This window comes from Hyphomonas sp. (assembly GCF_041398385.1).
Taxonomy (GTDB): Bacteria; Pseudomonadota; Alphaproteobacteria; order Caulobacterales; family Hyphomonadaceae; genus Hyphomonas.
Map to the genome: position 1 here is coordinate 111,541 of NZ_JAWKUW010000008.1, position 16,507 is coordinate 128,047.

The 16,507-nt window shown below is 65.8% G+C and carries 16 protein-coding genes; 5 read left to right on the plus strand and 11 right to left on the minus strand.

Going from position 1 to position 16,507, the window contains the following annotated elements; genetic code table 11:
• Window positions 1-53: 53 nt before the first annotated feature.
• The 4 genes from R3C13_RS13860 (at window position 54) to R3C13_RS13875 (ending at window position 4,256) form a co-directional block, all read left to right on the plus strand.
• Entirely contained in the window at window positions 54-977 is a 924-nt protein-coding gene (locus tag R3C13_RS13860) for a peptidylprolyl isomerase (RefSeq protein WP_371311426.1), read from the plus strand.
• Window positions 978-1,114: 137 nt separating this feature from the next.
• Entirely contained in the window at window positions 1,115-2,398 is a 1,284-nt protein-coding gene (locus tag R3C13_RS13865) for an ammonium transporter (protein ID WP_371311427.1), read from the plus strand.
• A gap of 53 nt (window positions 2,399-2,451) precedes the next feature.
• On the plus strand, window positions 2,452-3,225 hold the full coding sequence (gene pgeF / locus R3C13_RS13870; protein WP_371311428.1) for a peptidoglycan editing factor PgeF: 774 nt from the start codon (window positions 2,452-2,454) through the stop codon (window positions 3,223-3,225).
• A 92-nt stretch (window positions 3,226-3,317) separates the two neighbouring features.
• Entirely contained in the window at window positions 3,318-4,256 is a 939-nt protein-coding gene (locus R3C13_RS13875; RefSeq protein ID WP_371311429.1) for a ribose-phosphate pyrophosphokinase, read from the plus strand.
• Window positions 4,257-4,323: 67 nt separating this feature from the next.
• Here the strand turns inward: R3C13_RS13875 and R3C13_RS13880 are convergent, their stop codons facing one another.
• The 11 genes from R3C13_RS13880 to R3C13_RS13930 form a co-directional block, all read right to left on the minus strand.
• Window positions 4,324-6,273 carry a peptidoglycan DD-metalloendopeptidase family protein gene (locus R3C13_RS13880; RefSeq protein WP_371311430.1) on the minus strand — a complete coding sequence of 650 codons (1,950 nt, stop codon included), beginning with the start codon at window positions 6,271-6,273 and terminating at the stop codon, window positions 4,324-4,326.
• Window positions 6,270-6,653 (minus strand): BlaI/MecI/CopY family transcriptional regulator, encoded by a 384-nt coding sequence (locus R3C13_RS13885; protein ID WP_371311431.1) that lies wholly within the window; start codon window positions 6,651-6,653, stop codon window positions 6,270-6,272. Before R3C13_RS13885 ends, R3C13_RS13880 begins: the two co-directional genes overlap by 4 nt.
• Before the next feature lie 203 nt (window positions 6,654-6,856).
• The gene (locus R3C13_RS13890; protein WP_371311432.1) at window positions 6,857-7,135 is read right to left on the minus strand and encodes a hypothetical protein; all 279 of its coding nucleotides are present in this window, start codon (window positions 7,133-7,135) and stop codon (window positions 6,857-6,859) included.
• 93 nt (window positions 7,136-7,228) lie between these two features.
• A complete protein-coding gene (locus R3C13_RS13895) occupies window positions 7,229-7,942 on the minus strand; it encodes a TerB family tellurite resistance protein (RefSeq protein WP_371311433.1) in 714 nt (237 codons plus the stop codon).
• Between the two features lie 91 nt (window positions 7,943-8,033).
• Window positions 8,034-8,930 carry an ion transporter gene (locus R3C13_RS13900; protein WP_371311434.1) on the minus strand — a complete coding sequence of 299 codons (897 nt, stop codon included), beginning with the start codon at window positions 8,928-8,930 and terminating at the stop codon, window positions 8,034-8,036.
• A gap of 110 nt (window positions 8,931-9,040) precedes the next feature.
• Window positions 9,041-9,514, minus strand: coding sequence for a DUF4440 domain-containing protein (locus R3C13_RS13905; protein WP_371311435.1), 474 nt, complete (start codon window positions 9,512-9,514; stop codon window positions 9,041-9,043).
• A gap of 63 nt (window positions 9,515-9,577) precedes the next feature.
• The gene (locus R3C13_RS13910; RefSeq protein ID WP_371311436.1) at window positions 9,578-11,305 is read right to left on the minus strand and encodes a hypothetical protein; all 1,728 of its coding nucleotides are present in this window, start codon (window positions 11,303-11,305) and stop codon (window positions 9,578-9,580) included.
• The gene (locus R3C13_RS13915; protein ID WP_371311437.1) at window positions 11,302-12,780 is read right to left on the minus strand and encodes an ATP-binding protein; all 1,479 of its coding nucleotides are present in this window, start codon (window positions 12,778-12,780) and stop codon (window positions 11,302-11,304) included. Before R3C13_RS13915 ends, R3C13_RS13910 begins: the two co-directional genes overlap by 4 nt.
• Window positions 12,781-12,868: 88 nt before the next feature.
• On the minus strand, window positions 12,869-14,416 hold the full coding sequence (locus R3C13_RS13920) for a YifB family Mg chelatase-like AAA ATPase (RefSeq protein ID WP_371311438.1): 1,548 nt from the start codon (window positions 14,414-14,416) through the stop codon (window positions 12,869-12,871).
• Between the two features lie 70 nt (window positions 14,417-14,486).
• Window positions 14,487-15,461, minus strand: coding sequence for a tRNA dihydrouridine(20/20a) synthase DusA (gene dusA / locus R3C13_RS13925; protein ID WP_371311439.1), 975 nt, complete (start codon window positions 15,459-15,461; stop codon window positions 14,487-14,489).
• Window positions 15,462-15,467: 6 nt separating this feature from the next.
• On the minus strand, window positions 15,468-15,959 hold the full coding sequence (locus tag R3C13_RS13930) for a flavin reductase family protein (RefSeq protein WP_371311440.1): 492 nt from the start codon (window positions 15,957-15,959) through the stop codon (window positions 15,468-15,470).
• A gap of 158 nt (window positions 15,960-16,117) precedes the next feature.
• Between R3C13_RS13930 and R3C13_RS13935 the strand changes: the two genes are divergently transcribed.
• Window positions 16,118-16,429, plus strand: coding sequence for a NifB/NifX family molybdenum-iron cluster-binding protein (locus R3C13_RS13935; protein WP_371311441.1), 312 nt, complete (start codon window positions 16,118-16,120; stop codon window positions 16,427-16,429).
• Window positions 16,430-16,507: the final 78 nt, after the last annotated feature.

Genomic DNA, 16,507 nt, shown 5'->3' on the forward strand with positions numbered 1-16,507 from the left:
CCCTCCGGTGGATGAGGCTTGCCAGACGGGCGGAACCTGCGAACACTCGCACCATGTTCACCCGCCTCATCCCTGCCTTCGCCCTGCTCGCCGCCTGCCAGGCCGCGCCTGCTGAAACCCTCGCCCCGGCCGCACCGGCAGAAGAGGCGCCCTCCTGGCGTCCGGTCGACCCGGAAAACCTTGTCCTCCTCGACATGGGCGATGACCGCACCATCGCCATCGAGCTGTTTCCGGAGGCAGCGCCGGCCAATGCGGCCTCCATGCGCAACGCCGTCCGCACCGGCTTCTATGACGGCGAATTCTTCTACCGCGTGATCGAAACCCACGTTGCGCAGGCGGGAAAGGAATTCGACCAGTTGCTGGAAGATGTCCCCACCGTGCCCTTCGAGGCCGAACGCGCCGTCAGCGCCGAGGGCTTCGACCCGCTCGGCAGCCCCGACCTCTATGCCGGTGAGGTCGGTCACCGGAGCGGCTTTGCCGTCGGGCGCGAGGGCGGACAGGAATGGCTGCTCAACTGCCCCGGCACCATCGGCATGGCGCGGGACGATGATCCGGACAGCGGCTCGGTGGAATTCTACATCCCCCTCCTTCCCCGCCGCTATCTCGACCGCAACTACACCGTGTTCGGCCGTGTCATCGCTGGCATGGACGTGGTGAATCAGCTGGCCAGGGTCGAGCCTTTCAATGAGGAGGAAACCGCAGCCCTGTTCGGCGACGACGCGCCCCTCGCCTACCAGATGGCGCAATATCGCCGCTCAAACCTCGATCCCAACATGATCGTCTCGGCGAAGATCGCCGCCGACCTGCCGGCGGCGAACCGCCCGGCCTATGAAGTGATGGCGACGCCCAGCCCCGAATGGGAGGCCCTGAAGGCGTCGAAGCGCGACTATTCCGGCATCGACGCCTTCGTGGTCACGCCGCCGAAAGTGGTCGACATCTGCATCCTGCCCGTACCCGTGCGACCGATGGCCGATTGACCGGGCTCTTGACCCGGCTGGGACTATCCCGAAAAAAGATGCCAGGCCGCGATGAGACAAGCGGGCCGCCAGAACAACAGGATCAGCGCGAGCGGAGGGCACGTCCGTAGCGTGCGGACGGACCAGGGGAGCTGAAATTGGGGCATCACAAAATCGCGGCGCGCTTCGGCGCGCTTTCGCTGCTGTGCGCAGGTCTTGCGGCACCGGCATTTGCCGACTCGGGAGACACCGCCTGGATCCTGACCTCGACGGCGCTCGTCCTCTTCATGACCCTGCCGGGGCTCGCGCTCTTCTATGGCGGGCTTGTTCAGGCGAAGAACCTCTTGTCGGTCTTCATGCAGTGCATGGCGGTTGCGGCCCTGATGAGCCTTGTCTGGCTGTTCTTCGGCTACTCCATCGCGTTCGGGCCGGGTGAAGGCGGCGTGTTCGGCGGGTTCGCAAAGTCCTTCGCCGCAGGCATCACCGGCGACCCGCTGGAAGGCCAGACGATTCCCGAGCCGCTCTTCCTGATGTTCCAGATGACGTTCGCCATCATCACCCCGGCGCTGATCATCGGCGCCTTTGTCGAGCGGGTGAACTTTGCCGCCATGCTCGTCTTCTGCGCCCTCTGGCTGCTCATCTGCTACGCGCCGGTGGCGCACTGGGTGTGGGGCGGCGGCTGGCTCGCCGGCATGGGCGTGATCGACTTTGCCGGCGGCATCGTCGTGCACACAACCGCAGGCATCTCGGCGCTCGTCTTCGCGCTCATCCTCGGCAAGCGCGCCCATTTCCCGCAGGACATGCGCCCGCCGCACAGCCCCGGCTTCGTCATGCTCGGCGCCGCCATGCTGTGGGTCGGCTGGTTCGGCTTCAATGCCGGCTCCGCCCTCGGCGCCAATGCCGATGCGGCCCGCGCCATGCTGGTCACCCACACCTCGGCGGCCACCGCCGCGCTGGTCTGGATGGGGATTGAATGGGTCAGCTTCCGCAAGCCGACCCTTGTCGGCATCGCGACCGGCATGGTGGCCGGCCTCGCCACGATCACGCCCGCCGCCGGCTCCGTCGGCCCTGTCGGCGCCCTCATCATCGGCACGGCGAGCGCCTTCGTCTGCTATTATGCGGTCGGACTTATCCGACAGAAACTGAAGATCGACGACAGCCTCGACGTGTTCGCCGTGCACGGCGTCGGCGGCATGCTGGGCAGCCTGCTGATCCCCTTCCTCGCCGCGCTCGGGCCACTTGCGCCCGGCATTTCGAAGCCCGTCTTCGCGCAGTTGGGCGTGCAGCTTCTCGGCGTTGGCGTCGTTGCCATGTTCTCGGCCATCGTGACGGCCGGCCTGCTCTACGCCATCCGCACCGTGATTCCGCTGAGGGTCTCGCGCGAAGACGAGGAATCCGGCCTCGATTCGGCGACCCATGGTGAAAGCGCCTATCACCAGTAGCGCCGGCGGCCGCCAAACTTGACATTGCCCGCGCCGCGCATCACGGCTGGGCAATGTCTTCTGCGGCCCCGCCCTTCGAAACCTCCCCCGCCCTCGCCGCGCTGGCGGGCGTGCGGCACGGCTTTTTCGGGCGTAAGGGCGGCGTCTCCACAGGCCTCTATGCCAGCCTCAATGCCGGCCCCGGTTCCGGCGATGACCCGGCCGCCGTCGCCGCCAATCGCGAGCGCATCCGCGAGGCCATGGGCGCCAGCGCCCTCGTCTCCTGCCACCAGATCCATTCCCCGGACGTGATCCATGTGACAGAGGCCTGGGACGAACGCCCCGAGGCTGACGCCATGGTCACCACCGTCCCCGGCCTTGCCCTCTGCATCCTCACCGCCGACTGCACGCCGGTCCTTTTCGCCGATGCCGAGGCAGGCGTGATCGGCGCGGCCCATGCCGGCTGGAAGGGCGCCCTCGGCGGCGTCCTCGAATCGACGGTCGCCTCGATGACCGAACTCGGCGCCGAACCCGGCCGCATCCGCGCCGCCATCGGCCCGACCATCGGCCAGGCGAGCTATGAAGTCGGCCCGGAATTCCGTGACACCTTCCTGGAAACCTCCCCCGCGTCGGAGGGCCTGTTCCTTCCCGGCAAGGGCGACCGCTTCCAGTTCGACCTGCCGGCCTATTGCCATGCCAGCCTCGCCGCCATGGGCCTCGGCCGGATCATGAACCTCGCCCTCGACACCTGTGCCCTGGAAGACCAGTATTTTTCCAACCGCCGCCGCAACCTGCGCGGCGAGGCCGACTATGGCCGAAATGCCTCAGTCATCCTACTTGAGCCGTAAATCTTTGCAGTAAGTTGCAGAGTCCGGTTGCGACTCGCGCCAGCCTGTTACAAAAGCTTCGCCAACCGGGGCAAACGGGGTCTATCACCGCCATGAAACTTCTCGCGTGCAACGCAAACCGCCCGCTGGCTGAAGCAATTGCCGACTATCTGGACATGCGGCTCACCCGCTCGGAGGTCAAAACCTTCGCAGACCAGGAAATCTTCATCCGCATCGACGAGAATGTCCGCGGCGAGGATGTCTTCGTTATCCAGTCCACCTCCCACCCCGCCAATGACAATCTGATGCAGCTGCTGATCATGATGGACGCGCTGAAGCGCGCCTCGGCGCGGCGCGTGACGGCGGTGATCCCCTATTTCGGCTATGCCCGGCAGGACCGGAAGACCGATGGCCGCACGCCGATCTCGGCCAAGCTGGTGGCGAATCTCATCTCCACCGCCGGGGCCGACCGCGTCCTCACCGTCGACCTCCATGCCGGCCAGATCCAGGGCTTCTTCGACATCCCGACCGACAACCTCTTCGGCAGCCCGGTCATGGTGGACGACATCAAGGAGCGGTTCGGCAAGGACAAGCTCATCGTCGTCTCGCCGGATGTCGGCGGCGTGGTGCGCGCGCGCTCCCTCGCCAAGCGGCTGGACGACGCCGACCTCGCCATCGTCGACAAGCGCCGCCCGGAAGCCGGCAAGTCGGAAGTCATGAACATCATCGGCGATGTCAAAGGCAAGCGCTGCATCATGCTGGACGACATCTGCGACAGCGGCGGCACGCTGGCGAACGCCGCCGCCGCCCTCAAGGAGCATGGCGCGACCTCCGTCTCGGCCTATGTCACGCATGGCGTCCTGTCGAACAATGCCGTCGAGCGGATCGAGAAATCGGTCCTCGACGAACTGGTCATGTCGGACACGATTCAGCCCTCGAAAGAGGCACTGAAATCGAAATCCATCCGTGTCCTGCCGATCGCCCCCCTCCTCGGCGAAGCCATCCGGCGCATCGCCAATGAGGAAAGCGTCTCGAAACTGTTTGACCGCTAGGCCTTTGAGGGCAACATGAAAAAGCCCGCAGCGATGCTGCGGGCTTTCTCTTTGTTGCGATCCGACTTCAGCCGATGCAATATTCCATCGGATAGAGGATGCCTTTGACTTCGGCCGGCTGACCGTTCTTGTCGAGCACCGGCTTGAACCGGGCGCCCGGCAGCTCGGCGGCCGACGCCTCGAACACGGCGTCAGAGCAGGATGCCACGACATTTTTCGGCAGGCCTTCCGTACCAAGATCAAAGAGCACGCGGCAGGCACCGCTCTTGCCTTCGGTGGCCGCCGCCGGCGGATAGGACGGAACCGGATTGGACAGGGCTTCCGGCCGCCAGTCGCGCGCCAGCTTTACACCGGCCGCCGCATTCTCCGCCTTTGCCGCTTCCATCCGCGCTTTCCACTCGGCCGGCATCGGCGCCTGCTTGACCCAGTTGTGCAATTCCTTGCAAGCGTCGGGAACGGCCGCAACCGGCGCCGGTGCTGGAACGCCAGGCAGTTCAGGCGGCGCGGCTGGCGCTGGCGTCGCATCCGGCGACCCGTTCTGTGCGGGGGCAACCGGCGCCGGTGCCGCGTTCGGAACAGCGGGAGCGGACGGCGCAGGCGGCGCAGGCGGCGCAGGCGGCGCAGGCGGGTGATGGAGTTTTTCCGCCAGAACAAGGCCCGGCTCTGTCTCCGGATCGATCGGCGACTCATCGCGCCACACTTCAAAATGCACGTGCGGGCCGGTCGCCCGGCCGCTGGTGCCGACCGTGCCGATCACATCGCCAGCCTTGACCGCGTCTCCTTCAGCGACCTTGATTTCCTTCATTTGGCCGAACCGGTACCGGACATCGCCCGCGCCCTGGTATTCGATCAGGTTGCCATAGCCCTGCTTGTCGCCTGAGAAGGTCACCACGCCATCGGTCGGGGCATAAATCGGCGTGCCATGAGGCGCGGCGAGGTCCACCCCATTGTGCCAGCCCGGCTTTTTCGTGAACGGATCCAGCCGCACGCCATAGGTGCTCGTCAGCTTCGCTTCGTCCAGAACGGCGTGGCCATAAGGAACGTCGGCACCCGGCAGCGCGGCGGCGCCCTTGATCAGCATGCCCTGGGCAAGCGCCAGCGGTGTTGCCAGCGCGAAGGCAGCGGCCATGGCCATGCCCAAGCGCCGGGGGCGGCGGGCCGGTTCTGAGAGGAGTTCGGTCAAACGCATTTTGAGGGTTCCTTCTTTCCTGAGGGTGAAGGCTGCCACCGGCAGCACGGCCTCAATGCGCGAGACGCGCGCAGCGGACGTCAGGGCCCTTGCATAGGCGATCCGGTCGCCTGTCAGGTCTGCGGCGGTCTCGTCGACGACCGCTTCGCGCCAATAATCGAGCTGGTCGCGGATCCACCAGGCGAAGGGAGAGAACCAGAAAATATCCGCCAGCAGACGTTCCAACGGCCGGGTCACGAGGTCTCCCCGTTTCAGGTGCACCAGTTCATGGACCAGGATCTGGTGTGTGTCCGACGATGCGGCCAGCGCAGACGGAATGAAGATCGTGCGGCGGAAGATGCCGGCAAGGAAGGCTGGCCCGGCCGGCACGATGCGCACATCCGGCGCCCAGCGGATGCCGATGGCCTCGGCCCAGTGGCGCACGCTGCGCCGCGTGCGGAAGGCGCGCTGTTTCAGGCGCTGCAAGCGGATCTGGCTGGCAGCCCAAAGGGTCAACCGCACGAGCCAGCCGGAAACAATCAGCCCAAGGAGGATCATGCCGGCATCGGGCAGGCGCAGCGGCGCTGCCTCGACGGCAAATTCGGCTGGCTCGGGGGCCACCCTGAAAGGTTCCAGCACCGGCAGGTCCGGCAGGGCCTGACCCGCGACCTGCGGCAGGCCGGGCACGGCCAGCGACGCCGCGAACGGCGCCAGCATCATCAGGGCCGCGCCGCGCCAGATTGCCTGCGCCGCCCGCGGCGACGGGTTCAGCCGGCAAATCAGGTGAGCGGCCAGCCAGAGCATGCCGCTCCAGACCACAGCCAGCAGGACGAGACCGGGAACGCTCATGCCTTGTCCTCCGTCCTGCCTTCGGCCGCATTGATGATGGCATCGAGTTCGTCGAGTTCCGCGTCCGACAGATGCGGGCTCTCGGCGAACAGGGCCGCCGGCAGCGGCCCGTCCATATCGAGAATCTGCCGGGCAAGGTGGCGCACGAGGCCGCCCAGCGTCGCCGTCCGGTCGAGCAGCGCGCTGTACACAGCCATGCCATGCACATCCTGCCGGCCGACCCAGCCCTTTTCTTCCATCCGGGCGATCACCGTGCGGGTGGTCGAGGCTTTCCACCCCTGCCCCGGCCCGACCGCATCATGCACTTCGCGGGCGCTCTGCGGCCCGGCCGACCAGAGATGCTTCAGCACCGCAAGTTCGGAGGAATTGGGCTGGGACATGAAGGCGGATCCTTCTTCGGTTTTATATCAGTCGCCGACACGCTACATTTGTAGCGCACTCGTGTCAACTGAGGCGAAGAAATTGCCGCAAAATTGTGCAGCCGTTCGCACGCGCGGGCGCTGGCCGGAGCCTTCCCGGAGCCTCTGCGGAGGATTTTCCGGAGCCTGCAGACAGGCTCACGGTGTGGGAAATGCAGGGATGTCTATTCGACGGTCCAGCCGCGCGGCGTGCGCCGGGCTTCCAGCGTCACCGGCTCGTCGCCTGCGGGATGAGGCGAAGGGCGCATCCGGCGTCCGCCGGCAAACCGCATCACCAGGGCGGCTGCTGCCAGCATGACACCTGCAAGCGCCGTCATCACCGCCACGATGCCCGCCGTCAGCACCAGCATCATCCCGATCATCACCTGAACCAGAAGCGAAAGGCCGCCTCTGAACGCGTTGGCAAAGGGAAAACCGGACGGATGGGGGGCTGTCTGCGTCATGATGCTGTCCTTGTGCCTGTCCAACATGGCTGCACTATGGCGGCCCGTCAACGAAGCGGCGGCAAGGGATCACGAAAACTTGTGGTCTGCCTGTTAATCGGGCCGGGTGATGAGGCCGCGCTCGCTGCGGATCTGGGCATAGGCCGCCGTAATCGCCGCAGCCTTGGCGTGGATCGCATCCTCGAATTCCCGCGGCGCCCCCATCTGGATCATCCGATCCGGATGATTATCCGCCATCAACTGCCGATAGGCCGCACGGATGTCGTCGAAGGCCGCATCATGGGCAACGCCCAGAATATGATAGGGATCGTCCCGGTCGGGGCCCAGATGGCTCGCCTTGATCCGGCGGAAGGTTGCCTCGCTGAAGCCGAATGCGTCGGAGACGTTGCGCAGATAATCCATCTCGTCCGTCGTCACGACGCCATCGGCGCCTGCGATCTCGAACAGTCCGTCCATAACCCCTTCCAGAAGGCATGGCCGGTCGCGATACCGTCGTCCGATCCGGCGGGCATAGCTCTCATACCCCCGCACTGTTTGGCGCGCGAGATTGAAGACCCGGCGCACATTGTCGGCCTCTTCCGGCGCCGTGCGGAAGACGCGGGAAAACACCATGATCTCACGGTCGGAGACAGAGCCGTCGGCCTTGGCGAGTTTCGCCCCGAGCCCGACCACGGCCGCCGTGAATCCCACATCGTTAGGGTCCGGCGCACACGTGTCCATGCCATTCATTTCCGGCTCGTCCAGGGGGACAAGATCGGCGTCGAACAGGCGTTTGCCGCTTTCTAGGAGACGGGTCCAGAGGCTCATGGGCCTCGGCTTATAGCAGGAATCCGCGCCAGCGCGAGGGCCGCGCGGCTGACAAGCGCGTGAAGGCCCGCTCACATGCTTTCAGGTTAGCCTACCGCCCCGCCACCGCCGACTTCAGCTCGGCCACTTCGCGCTGCAATTCCTTCAGCGCATCGAGAATTTCGGCTCGCGCATCGCTGGCTTCCTCGCGCTCGTCCTCGATCTCTTCTTCAATGTCTTCAAGGTCTTCTTCGAGGTCATGGATGCCCTCTTCCAGCACGGCCTTTTGCTCGGCGGCGAGGGAATCGACGACCAGCGCGATGAACAGGTTGAGGATGGCAAAGCTCGCGACGAAGATGAACACGAGGAAGAACAGCCAGGCATTCGGATGGCCGTCATCCACCACTTTCTGGACCACTTCAAACCGCCAGCCATCCATGGTCATCACCTGGAACAGGGAGAGCGCCGAACTCGGCAGGTCGCCGAACAGCTGTTTCACCTCTTCGGTGTCGGTATCGCCATACATGTTGGTGGCCATGACCGCGGCGACGTAAGTCACCAGTGCGAGCACGGCGATGATGGCGCCCATGCCCGGCAGCGCCTTCAGCAGCGCCTCGCTGATCCGCCGCATCATCGGCACGACATGCAGGAGGCGCAGCACTCTCAACACGCGCAGGGCGCGCAGCACGCTGAACGCCCCTGCCCCCGGCACCAGCGAAATGCCGACGACAATGAAGTCAAACCAGTTCCAGCCGGACCTGAAGAACACAAACCGGTAACCCGCAAGCTTGATCGCGATTTCCGCCGCGAAAATCCACGTCACCGCATGGTCGACGACTTCCAGCACCTGCACGAAACCGTGTGGCAGCGAGTCCTGGTAAGTCAGGACGCCAAGAATGATGGCATTGAAGATGATGAGCCCGGTAATGAAATTGCGGAACCAGGGCCGCTCAATCGCCCGCTCCAAACCGGAGTTCGCGGTCTCGTGGTCGAGTGTCGCCTGTTTCATACTCTCCCCTCCGCCTTCCCTGCCTGACGCCCTGACAGAGCGTTCTGCCGTCAAAGCGGCGGCCTGCCAAGCGGTGCATTTTGGGTCTTTTCAGGGCAGCGGGGCCAGCCTCAGTCGGCGGACGTGGTCGTGTCGGACACGATTTTCCAGTCCGGCCCGAACTTGCGCAGGACCAGCGTATAGAGGCCGGATGGTTCGTCGCCATCGCGCACCAGCTTCCATCGTCCGTGGGCAATGGCGGCATCTGGTGCCAGCAGGACGATCTCATAATCGTCCGTGATCAGCTGCCCCATTTTTTCCGGCGTTCCATAGACGCGGTGATAGCGGTCATTGGTTTCCTGCCAGCCGCGCGTCACGGTGCCGCCGGAGGCAAAGCGCAGCAGCGGAGACTGCCAGTACCCGACCATGAAGGCATCGATGTCGCCCCGGTTCCAGGCCGCGTCCTGTTCCGCCAGGAGTGTTGCGATCGCCGCGGTTTCCCTGTCTTCTTCGAGCGAGACGTTCTGCACAGGCGCAGGGTCTGATACCTGCGTTGCGCAGGCGGCCAGGGCGACAAGGCTGAAGGCGGCGGCGATGGCTTTCATGGCAGGCTCCCGGTTGCATTTCGGCGGAGTCTAGGACGCGCCGGGCGACTTGGCCAGCGCCAGTCAGTCCACCGCTTTTGCCGGAAATGCACGGGACAGCCGCCACCATTCCAGCACGCTCAGCGCGACAGCGACACCGCCGAGCCAGAAGGTGACGATGAACACGTCATGGAAGCCGTTTCTTTCGATCATCTCCCCCAGCCAAGGCCGGCCGAGCGTTCCGATCAGCATGGTGAGCGAGGCCAGAAGCGCATACTGAACCGCCGCGAAGCGCGGATTTACGACCGCCGTCAGATAGGCCGTCATCGCCACCAGCGCGAAGCCGCCGGCGATATTCTCAGCGAAAATCGTGATCATCAGCCGCGCCATGCGCTGGCCCTGGTCTGGCGGCAGGCTGATCGCCTCGGGCTGCAGTGTTGCCGCCCAATTGGCGAACGCCACCATCGGGCCATCAAGATGCGTCGCTGCGAGGAAAGCGTCGAGCGCATGTGCGCCCGCGGCGAGATCTGCATACAGAAGGTTGGTCACCGCTGCGATAATCCCGCCGATAAAGAAGACCGGCATCCGCCCGACCATGGCGATCAGGGTCGCCCCGAGCAGCGAGCCGAGAATGGTCGCGATAACGCCGAAAAACTTGGAGGCGATCGCGACATCGTCGAGGCTATGCCCGAGGGCATCCATATGTGTGCCGAGATAAAAAGGATAGGCGAACGAGCCCCACACCGCATCGGTAAAGCGATAGGTCAGCGCCAGCGCCAGAACCAGGATCGTCCACCAGCGCAGGCGGTAGATCAGGTCCATCAGCGGGTCAAAAATCGCGCGGAACAACGTGCCGGCAAGCTTCGCGCCGCGCCCTGTCCCGGCCGGCATCAGCGGCGCCTCGGTCGCGACCGCCCGGTTGCGCACGACCAGAACTGCAGCCACCACAGCAGGCGCAACAACCGTCAGCAGGACGATCAGCGGCCCCTGCTCCGAAACGAATTTGCGCGAGGACAGCGCTTCGCCAAAGCCCAGCCTGCGCACAGCGAAGGTGCCGATCATCAGGAAGGCCGCGCTCCAGCACAGCGACACGAAGGCGACAGCGGGCACAGCCATTTTTGCGGGCACCGTTGGCAGGAAGCTGAGGCGGGTCTTGTGCTCGTGCTTGTTGTACTCCGGCTCGGGCGCAAGGAGGCTGCCGAGGACCGTCAGCGCCATGAAGCTCGCCATCATCACATAAGCGACGATCCAGCCGCCGCGCGCGGCCACCAGCAGCGCAATGAAGCCGGAGATGAAGCCGCCGGACTTGTAGCCGAACTGGTAGAGCGCCGACATCAGATCCTTGTCCTCGTCGGAACGAGCAACCTCGATGCGCCAGGCATCGAGGATAATGTCATGCGTAGGCCCGAGAATAAGGATGACGAAGCAGATAAGGGCGACCAGGCCGATATTCTGCGGCGGATTCGACAGGGCCAGCACAATCAGCAGCACCGCGATGCTCGCCTGGCAGAGGATCAGCCAGGATCGCCGTCCGGCGACCGGGATGAAGGGCACGCCATGGGGCGTCTGGAACAGCGGGGCCCAGAGATATTTGAAGGAATAGCCGATGGTGACGAGCGAGAGGACGCCGATCGTGTCGGTGTCGACGCCTTCCTGCGTCAGCCAGGCCGTCAGCACGCCGACGATTGCGCCATAAGGAATGCTTGCCGCGAAGGCGAGGATCAGCATGGCGGCCATGCGCCGGTCGTTCAGCGCCCGGAAGGCACGCGCGAGACGCGAGGGCGGCTTGGTCGGCGCGGCCGTTTCGCTCATGCGGCGCCGGCCTCGCGCTGGTGCGCCGGCCGGGTCCAATGCATGGCGATGCCGCGCAGCGCCTCCGGCTCGATCGGCTTGGCAACGACATTATTGGCCCCGGCGGCCCGCGCATCGCGCTCGATCTCCGGGTTGACCTCCGCCGACAGGGCAATCACCGGTACTGTGTTGCCCGAAGCGCGCAGGCGGCGCATGGCCTCGAACCCGTCCATGACAGGCATCCGCAAATCCATCAGGATAAGGGCGGGCTTCATGCTTTCGGCCACCTCCAGGGCTTCGGCTCCGGTCGAAGCGACTGTGACCGTAAATCCGGCCGATTCCAAGGCACGCCGTGCGATCAGTGCGTTCACGGGATTATCGTCCGCGATCAGGACGCGGCCGGCGCCCTTCACATCCTCCGGCTCGTCCGCCGCCCAGCCTCCGGACCCGACGACATAGACCCGCTCGGCCAGCGAGGACGCCCTCAGCGGGCGAACCAGCCAGCCGGCACAGCCCATGGCGCGGAACCGGGCCAGCGCGCCTCGGTCTTCCGGGCGCAGCACAATCAGCGAGGGCACCTGGCGCGCCATCGCGCGCACGGTCGCTTCGGGCATGTCCGCCCCGATGAGCAGGACGTCGAGCCCTTCGGGCAGGGTTCCCGACGACACATCGACCTTGATCGCCCGCGCTGCTGCGCCTTCGAGCGCCGCTGCGGTGGACAGGCAGGTCGCCGGCGGCAGGCCTGCGAGGCCTACGGTCATGTTGAGTTCCGGCAGATCGTGCGTCGGCGCCATGTCGGCCCGCGGCAGGGGCAGCCGGACGGAAAAACAGGTGCCGAGGCCCGGCGCGCCGGTGACATCGATGCGCCCGCCCAGCAAGTCGGTCAGGCGCTTGACGATGGCAAGGCCGAGACCGACGCCGCCATCCTTGTAGGCATCCTTGCGGCTCGACTGGCGGAAGGCTTCGAACAAGCGCTCGCGGTCGTCCGGAGCGATGCCGGGGCCGGTATCAATCACGCGGTATTCCAGCCCGTCTTCATGCGCATGGATGTCGAGCAGTACGGCGCCGGACTGGGTGAATTTCAGCGCATTGCCGATCAGATTGAACAGGATCTGGCGGATGCGGCCGGCATCGCCCGTAAAGGTCGGCATCGGCAGGCAGGAGGCGCGCGAGGCAATGTCGAGGCCCGACGCATGCGCCCGGGGGCTCAACAGCTCCACCACTTCGCGGGCGAGCCGCACCGGGCAGAAGGCTTCGGTTTCGAGGTCGACCGCGGACGCATCGAGCCGGGCATAGTCGAGCACGTTGTTGAGCAGGTCGAGCAGGCGCGCGCCGCTCTGCCGGATCGCCTCGGCATATTCGCGCTGAGACGGCTCAAGCTCGGTCTCCAGCAGCAGTGACACCGTGCCGAGGATGCCGTTCAGCGGCGTGCGGATCTCGTGACTCGCCGCGGCGAGGAAGGTGTCCTCGGGGCTCGTCGTGACCGGCGGAAGCATGGGCGTTTCTTTCATGGGCGGAAGAGTGCCCGCGACGCTTTAGCAATCCTTTAAGAGCCAATGCAGATTCCGCAGGCATTCTGCCGGCTCAGCGCACCATGGCTTCGGCGCTCACCCCCTCTCCCCTGCCCGGTGGGCGCTGGCGGTAGGACAGCGCTTCGGCGATGTGTACGCGGCGTACATTTCCAGATCCATCGAGGTCGGCGATCGTGCGGGCGACTTTCAACACGCGGGTATAGCCCCTTGCCGTCAGGGCCAGCCGCTCCGCCGCGCCGGACAGGAGCGAAGCCCCCGCTTCATCCGGCCGCGCATGAAGCTCCAGTTCGCTGAGCGGCGCATCGGCATTCACCGGCCGGCGCGTATCGCTGACCTGCTCGTCAAAGCGCTCCAGCTGGATCGCGCGTGCGGCCTCGACCCGGCGTTTCGCCTCCGCCGTACCTTCGGCCGGCGCCGGCAGGGCAAGGTCCACGGCCGTGACAGGCGGTGTGTCGTAATAGAGGTCGATCCGGTCAAGGAAAGGCCCAGAGAGGCGCGCCTGATAGGATTCGGCGCATTTCGGCCCGCGCGTGCACGCGGCCGCCCCCGGACCGCCGCCGCATCGGCACGGGTTCATCGCGGCGATCAGCTGGAACCTCGCAGGATAGCGCACGTGGCGGTTTGCCCGCGCGACCACGGCCTCGCCGTTTTCCAGCGGCTGGCGCAGGCTGTCGAGCACCTGCGCGGAAAACTCCGGCAGTTCGTCGAGGAACAGAACGCCGTGATGCGCGAGCGAAACCTCGCCCGGCTTTGCCTTGATGCCACCGCCGACAAGGGCGGCCATGGAGGCGGAATGATGCGGCGCCCGGAAGGGCCGCGTCCGCGACAGGCGCCCGCGTTCCAGCAGGCCGGCAATCGAATGGATCTGCGAGACTTCCAGCAGCTCCCTCGCCGAGAGCGGCGGCAACAGGCCCGGCAGGCGCTGAGCCAGCATCGACTTGCCCGATCCCGGCGGGCCGCAGAAGAGGAGGTTGTGCCCGCCCGCGGCCGCAATTTCCAGCACGCGCTTTGCGCCCTCCTGACCCTTCACATCGCGCAGGTCCGGCCCCGGTGGCGGCTCCGTCAGGTCGCCGGCTTTTGGTGGGCCGATGGCGTCGCGCCCGGTGAAATGGTTGATGAGGGCGATGAGGCTACGCGCGGCAAGCACGCTGCCGCCCGCCCAGGCCGCTTCGGCACCGCAGATCTCCGGACAGATGAGGCTGAGACCGAGGGCTTCCGCCGCCATCGCCGCCGGCAGTACGCCGACGGTCTCTCCGAGGCTGCCGTCCAGCGACAATTCTCCCATGGCGGCAAACTGTTCGAGCTGGTCGGGCGGAATGACGCCCATGATGGCCAGCATGGCGAGCGCAATGGCGAGATCATAGTGGCTGCCCTCTTTCGGCAGGTCCGCCGGCGCGAGGTTCACGATCACGCGCTTGGGTGGCAGGGCGAGGCCAAGCGAGGCAAAGGCGGCGCGCACACGTTCGCGGCTTTCGCCCACAGCCTTGTCCGGTAAACCCACAATATGAAAGGCCGGATTGCCGCCGGTCAGCTGCACCTGCACGTCCACAGGCCGGGCTTCGACCCCCTCGAACGCGAATGTCGTGACGCGGCAAACCATCGCCCATTTCCCTTCCAGCGGGAAAATGGTTAACACGCATACGCGAACAAATAAAGAACAAATTTGCCGCTCAGGCGCCGGCGGCTTCCATCAGCGGGGCGAGCGCGGCGTCCAGCACGTCGAGGCCTGCACCAGCCTTGGGCGCACGTTCCGACAGGATGCGGCGCCACTGACGCGCCCCCGGCTGGCCGGCAAAGAGGCCCAGCATGTGCCGGGTCATGGCGTGCAGCGGCGTGCCTTCCGCAAGGCGCGCGGCGAGGTACGGCCGGTAGGCCTCGATCGCGGCGAAAGGCGAGACCGGCTCCCCCTCCCCGAACAGGACCGCGTCGACTTCGCCCAGCAGGCCCGGCGTCTGGTAGGCCGCCCGGCCCAGCATGACGCCATCGAAAGTCTCCAGATGATCCGTACACGCCTCAAGTGTCTGGATGCCGCCATTGAGGATGATGGTAAGGTCCGGCCGCGCCGCCTTCAGCTCAGCGACAAGGCCATAATCGAGCGGCGGCACTTCCCGGTTCTCCTTGGGCGACAGGCCCTTCAGCCAGGCCTTGCGGGCATGTACGGTGAACACGGAGCATCCGGCAGCAGACACTTTGTCGATGAAGGTGAACAGGGTTTCGCGCGCCGGCAGGTCATCAATCGCGATGCGGCATTTCACTGTCACCGGAATGGATACGGCCGCCTTCATCGCCGCGAAGCAACCTGCCACAAGGTCCGGCTCCGCCATCAGGCAGGCGCCGAAAGCCCCGGACTGCACCCGTTCCGACGGACAACCGCAATTGAGGTTCACCTCGTCATAGCCGAAGCCTTCGACGACCCGTGCGGCCTCGGCAAGCTTTGCCGGGTCGCTCCCGCCAAGCTGAAGCACGACGGGGTGTTCCGTCTCATTGTAGGCCAGGAGCCGCTGGCGGTCGCCATGAATGACGGCGTCCGCCGTCACCATTTCGGTCCACAGCAGCGCCCGCTTCGTCAGGCAACGATGGAAGGCCCGGCAATGCCGGTCGGTCCAATCCATCATGGGCGCAATATTAAACGTGTAGTCCAGCATGGCCTGTCAGGTGGCGGTGCGGATGCGGTGGTAGGCGCGGCCGTGATAGATGAGGCAGTTCCGGTCGTCCGAATGGTCGATATGCAGGGCGCGGCAGAGGAAGACCGTGTGCGTCCCGTATTCCACGGCCTGGTCGACTTCGCAGTCGAAGCTGGCCGCTGTGTCGCCCAGCAGCGGATTACCAAGGCGGCTGACGCTCCAGTCGCCGCTCTCGAAGCGTTCCGGCACCGGCCGCGCGCCCATGGCGAAGACGCCGGAAATGTCTTCCTGGTCGCAGGAGAGGACGTTCACGCAGAGGCGCCCGTTGGCCTTGATGACGGCATTGGCGCCTGAGCCGCGGTTGACGCAGACGATCAGTGAGGGCGGCTCATCCGACACGCTGGTCACGGCCGAGACGGTGATGCCGTATTTCCCGGCCTCGCCATCGGTCGTCAGCACGCACACGGCCGAGCCGAGCTGGGCCATGGCGGCGCGGAAGCGGTCCTTTTCGGTCGTCATCGGTGGTGTCTCCTGCCCGCCTATGTAGGGCGGAACGGCCCGTCCGGCCACACCCGGCCTGCGAGTGTGCGCCCGCGCGGCGAAGCGCCCCATGTCGGACGGGTTTTAAGTGTTATAAAAAATCACACATTAACTGCCTCTCAGGAGCCCGGACCCAGATGAAAGTCGCCGTGACCAGCCAGAATTTCCGCACCGTGACCGCCCATGCCGGCAAGGCGCGGCGCTTCCTGATCTATGAGGTGCAGCCGGGAGAGCCGCCGCGCGAGACCGGCCGGCTGGACCTGCCGAAGGACATGTCGCTGCATGCCTATCATGGCGAAGCGCCCCACCCGATCCAGGCGGTGGACGTGGTCGTCACCGGCGGCTGTGGGGAGGGCTTTCACCGGCGGATGCAGCGCATGGGCCTCGGCCTCGTCGTGACGGAGGAGACCGATCCTGTGACGGCCGCGGGCCTCGCGCTCGCTGTCTGAGCCTGCACTAAAAGCCGGACTGGCGTGAGCCATCCGGGGATGAATGGGGTTTGCCCCTTGAAGGGAGCCGTGGCGCGG

Coding starts and splice junctions, on each gene's coding strand:
- R3C13_RS13860 (WP_371311426.1), top strand. CDS start 54: ATGTTCACCCGCCTCATCCCTGCCTTCGCCCTGCTCGCCGCCTGCCAG.
- pgeF (WP_371311428.1), top strand. CDS start 2,452: ATGTCTTCTGCGGCCCCGCCCTTCGAAACCTCCCCCGCCCTCGCCGCG.
- R3C13_RS13875 (WP_371311429.1), top strand. CDS start 3,318: ATGAAACTTCTCGCGTGCAACGCAAACCGCCCGCTGGCTGAAGCAATT.
- R3C13_RS13880 (WP_371311430.1), bottom strand. CDS start 6,273: ATGAGCGTTCCCGGTCTCGTCCTGCTGGCTGTGGTCTGGAGCGGCATG.
- R3C13_RS13885 (WP_371311431.1), bottom strand. CDS start 6,653: ATGTCCCAGCCCAATTCCTCCGAACTTGCGGTGCTGAAGCATCTCTGG.
- R3C13_RS13890 (WP_371311432.1), bottom strand. CDS start 7,135: ATGACGCAGACAGCCCCCCATCCGTCCGGTTTTCCCTTTGCCAACGCG.
- R3C13_RS13895 (WP_371311433.1), bottom strand. CDS start 7,942: ATGAGCCTCTGGACCCGTCTCCTAGAAAGCGGCAAACGCCTGTTCGAC.
- R3C13_RS13900 (WP_371311434.1), bottom strand. CDS start 8,930: ATGAAACAGGCGACACTCGACCACGAGACCGCGAACTCCGGTTTGGAG.
- R3C13_RS13905 (WP_371311435.1), bottom strand. CDS start 9,514: ATGAAAGCCATCGCCGCCGCCTTCAGCCTTGTCGCCCTGGCCGCCTGC.
- R3C13_RS13910 (WP_371311436.1), bottom strand. CDS start 11,305: ATGAGCGAAACGGCCGCGCCGACCAAGCCGCCCTCGCGTCTCGCGCGT.
- R3C13_RS13915 (WP_371311437.1), bottom strand. CDS start 12,780: ATGCTTCCGCCGGTCACGACGAGCCCCGAGGACACCTTCCTCGCCGCG.
- R3C13_RS13920 (WP_371311438.1), bottom strand. CDS start 14,416: ATGGTTTGCCGCGTCACGACATTCGCGTTCGAGGGGGTCGAAGCCCGG.
- dusA (WP_371311439.1), bottom strand. CDS start 15,461: ATGCTGGACTACACGTTTAATATTGCGCCCATGATGGATTGGACCGAC.
- R3C13_RS13930 (WP_371311440.1), bottom strand. CDS start 15,959: ATGACGACCGAAAAGGACCGCTTCCGCGCCGCCATGGCCCAGCTCGGC.
- R3C13_RS13935 (WP_371311441.1), top strand. CDS start 16,118: ATGAAAGTCGCCGTGACCAGCCAGAATTTCCGCACCGTGACCGCCCAT.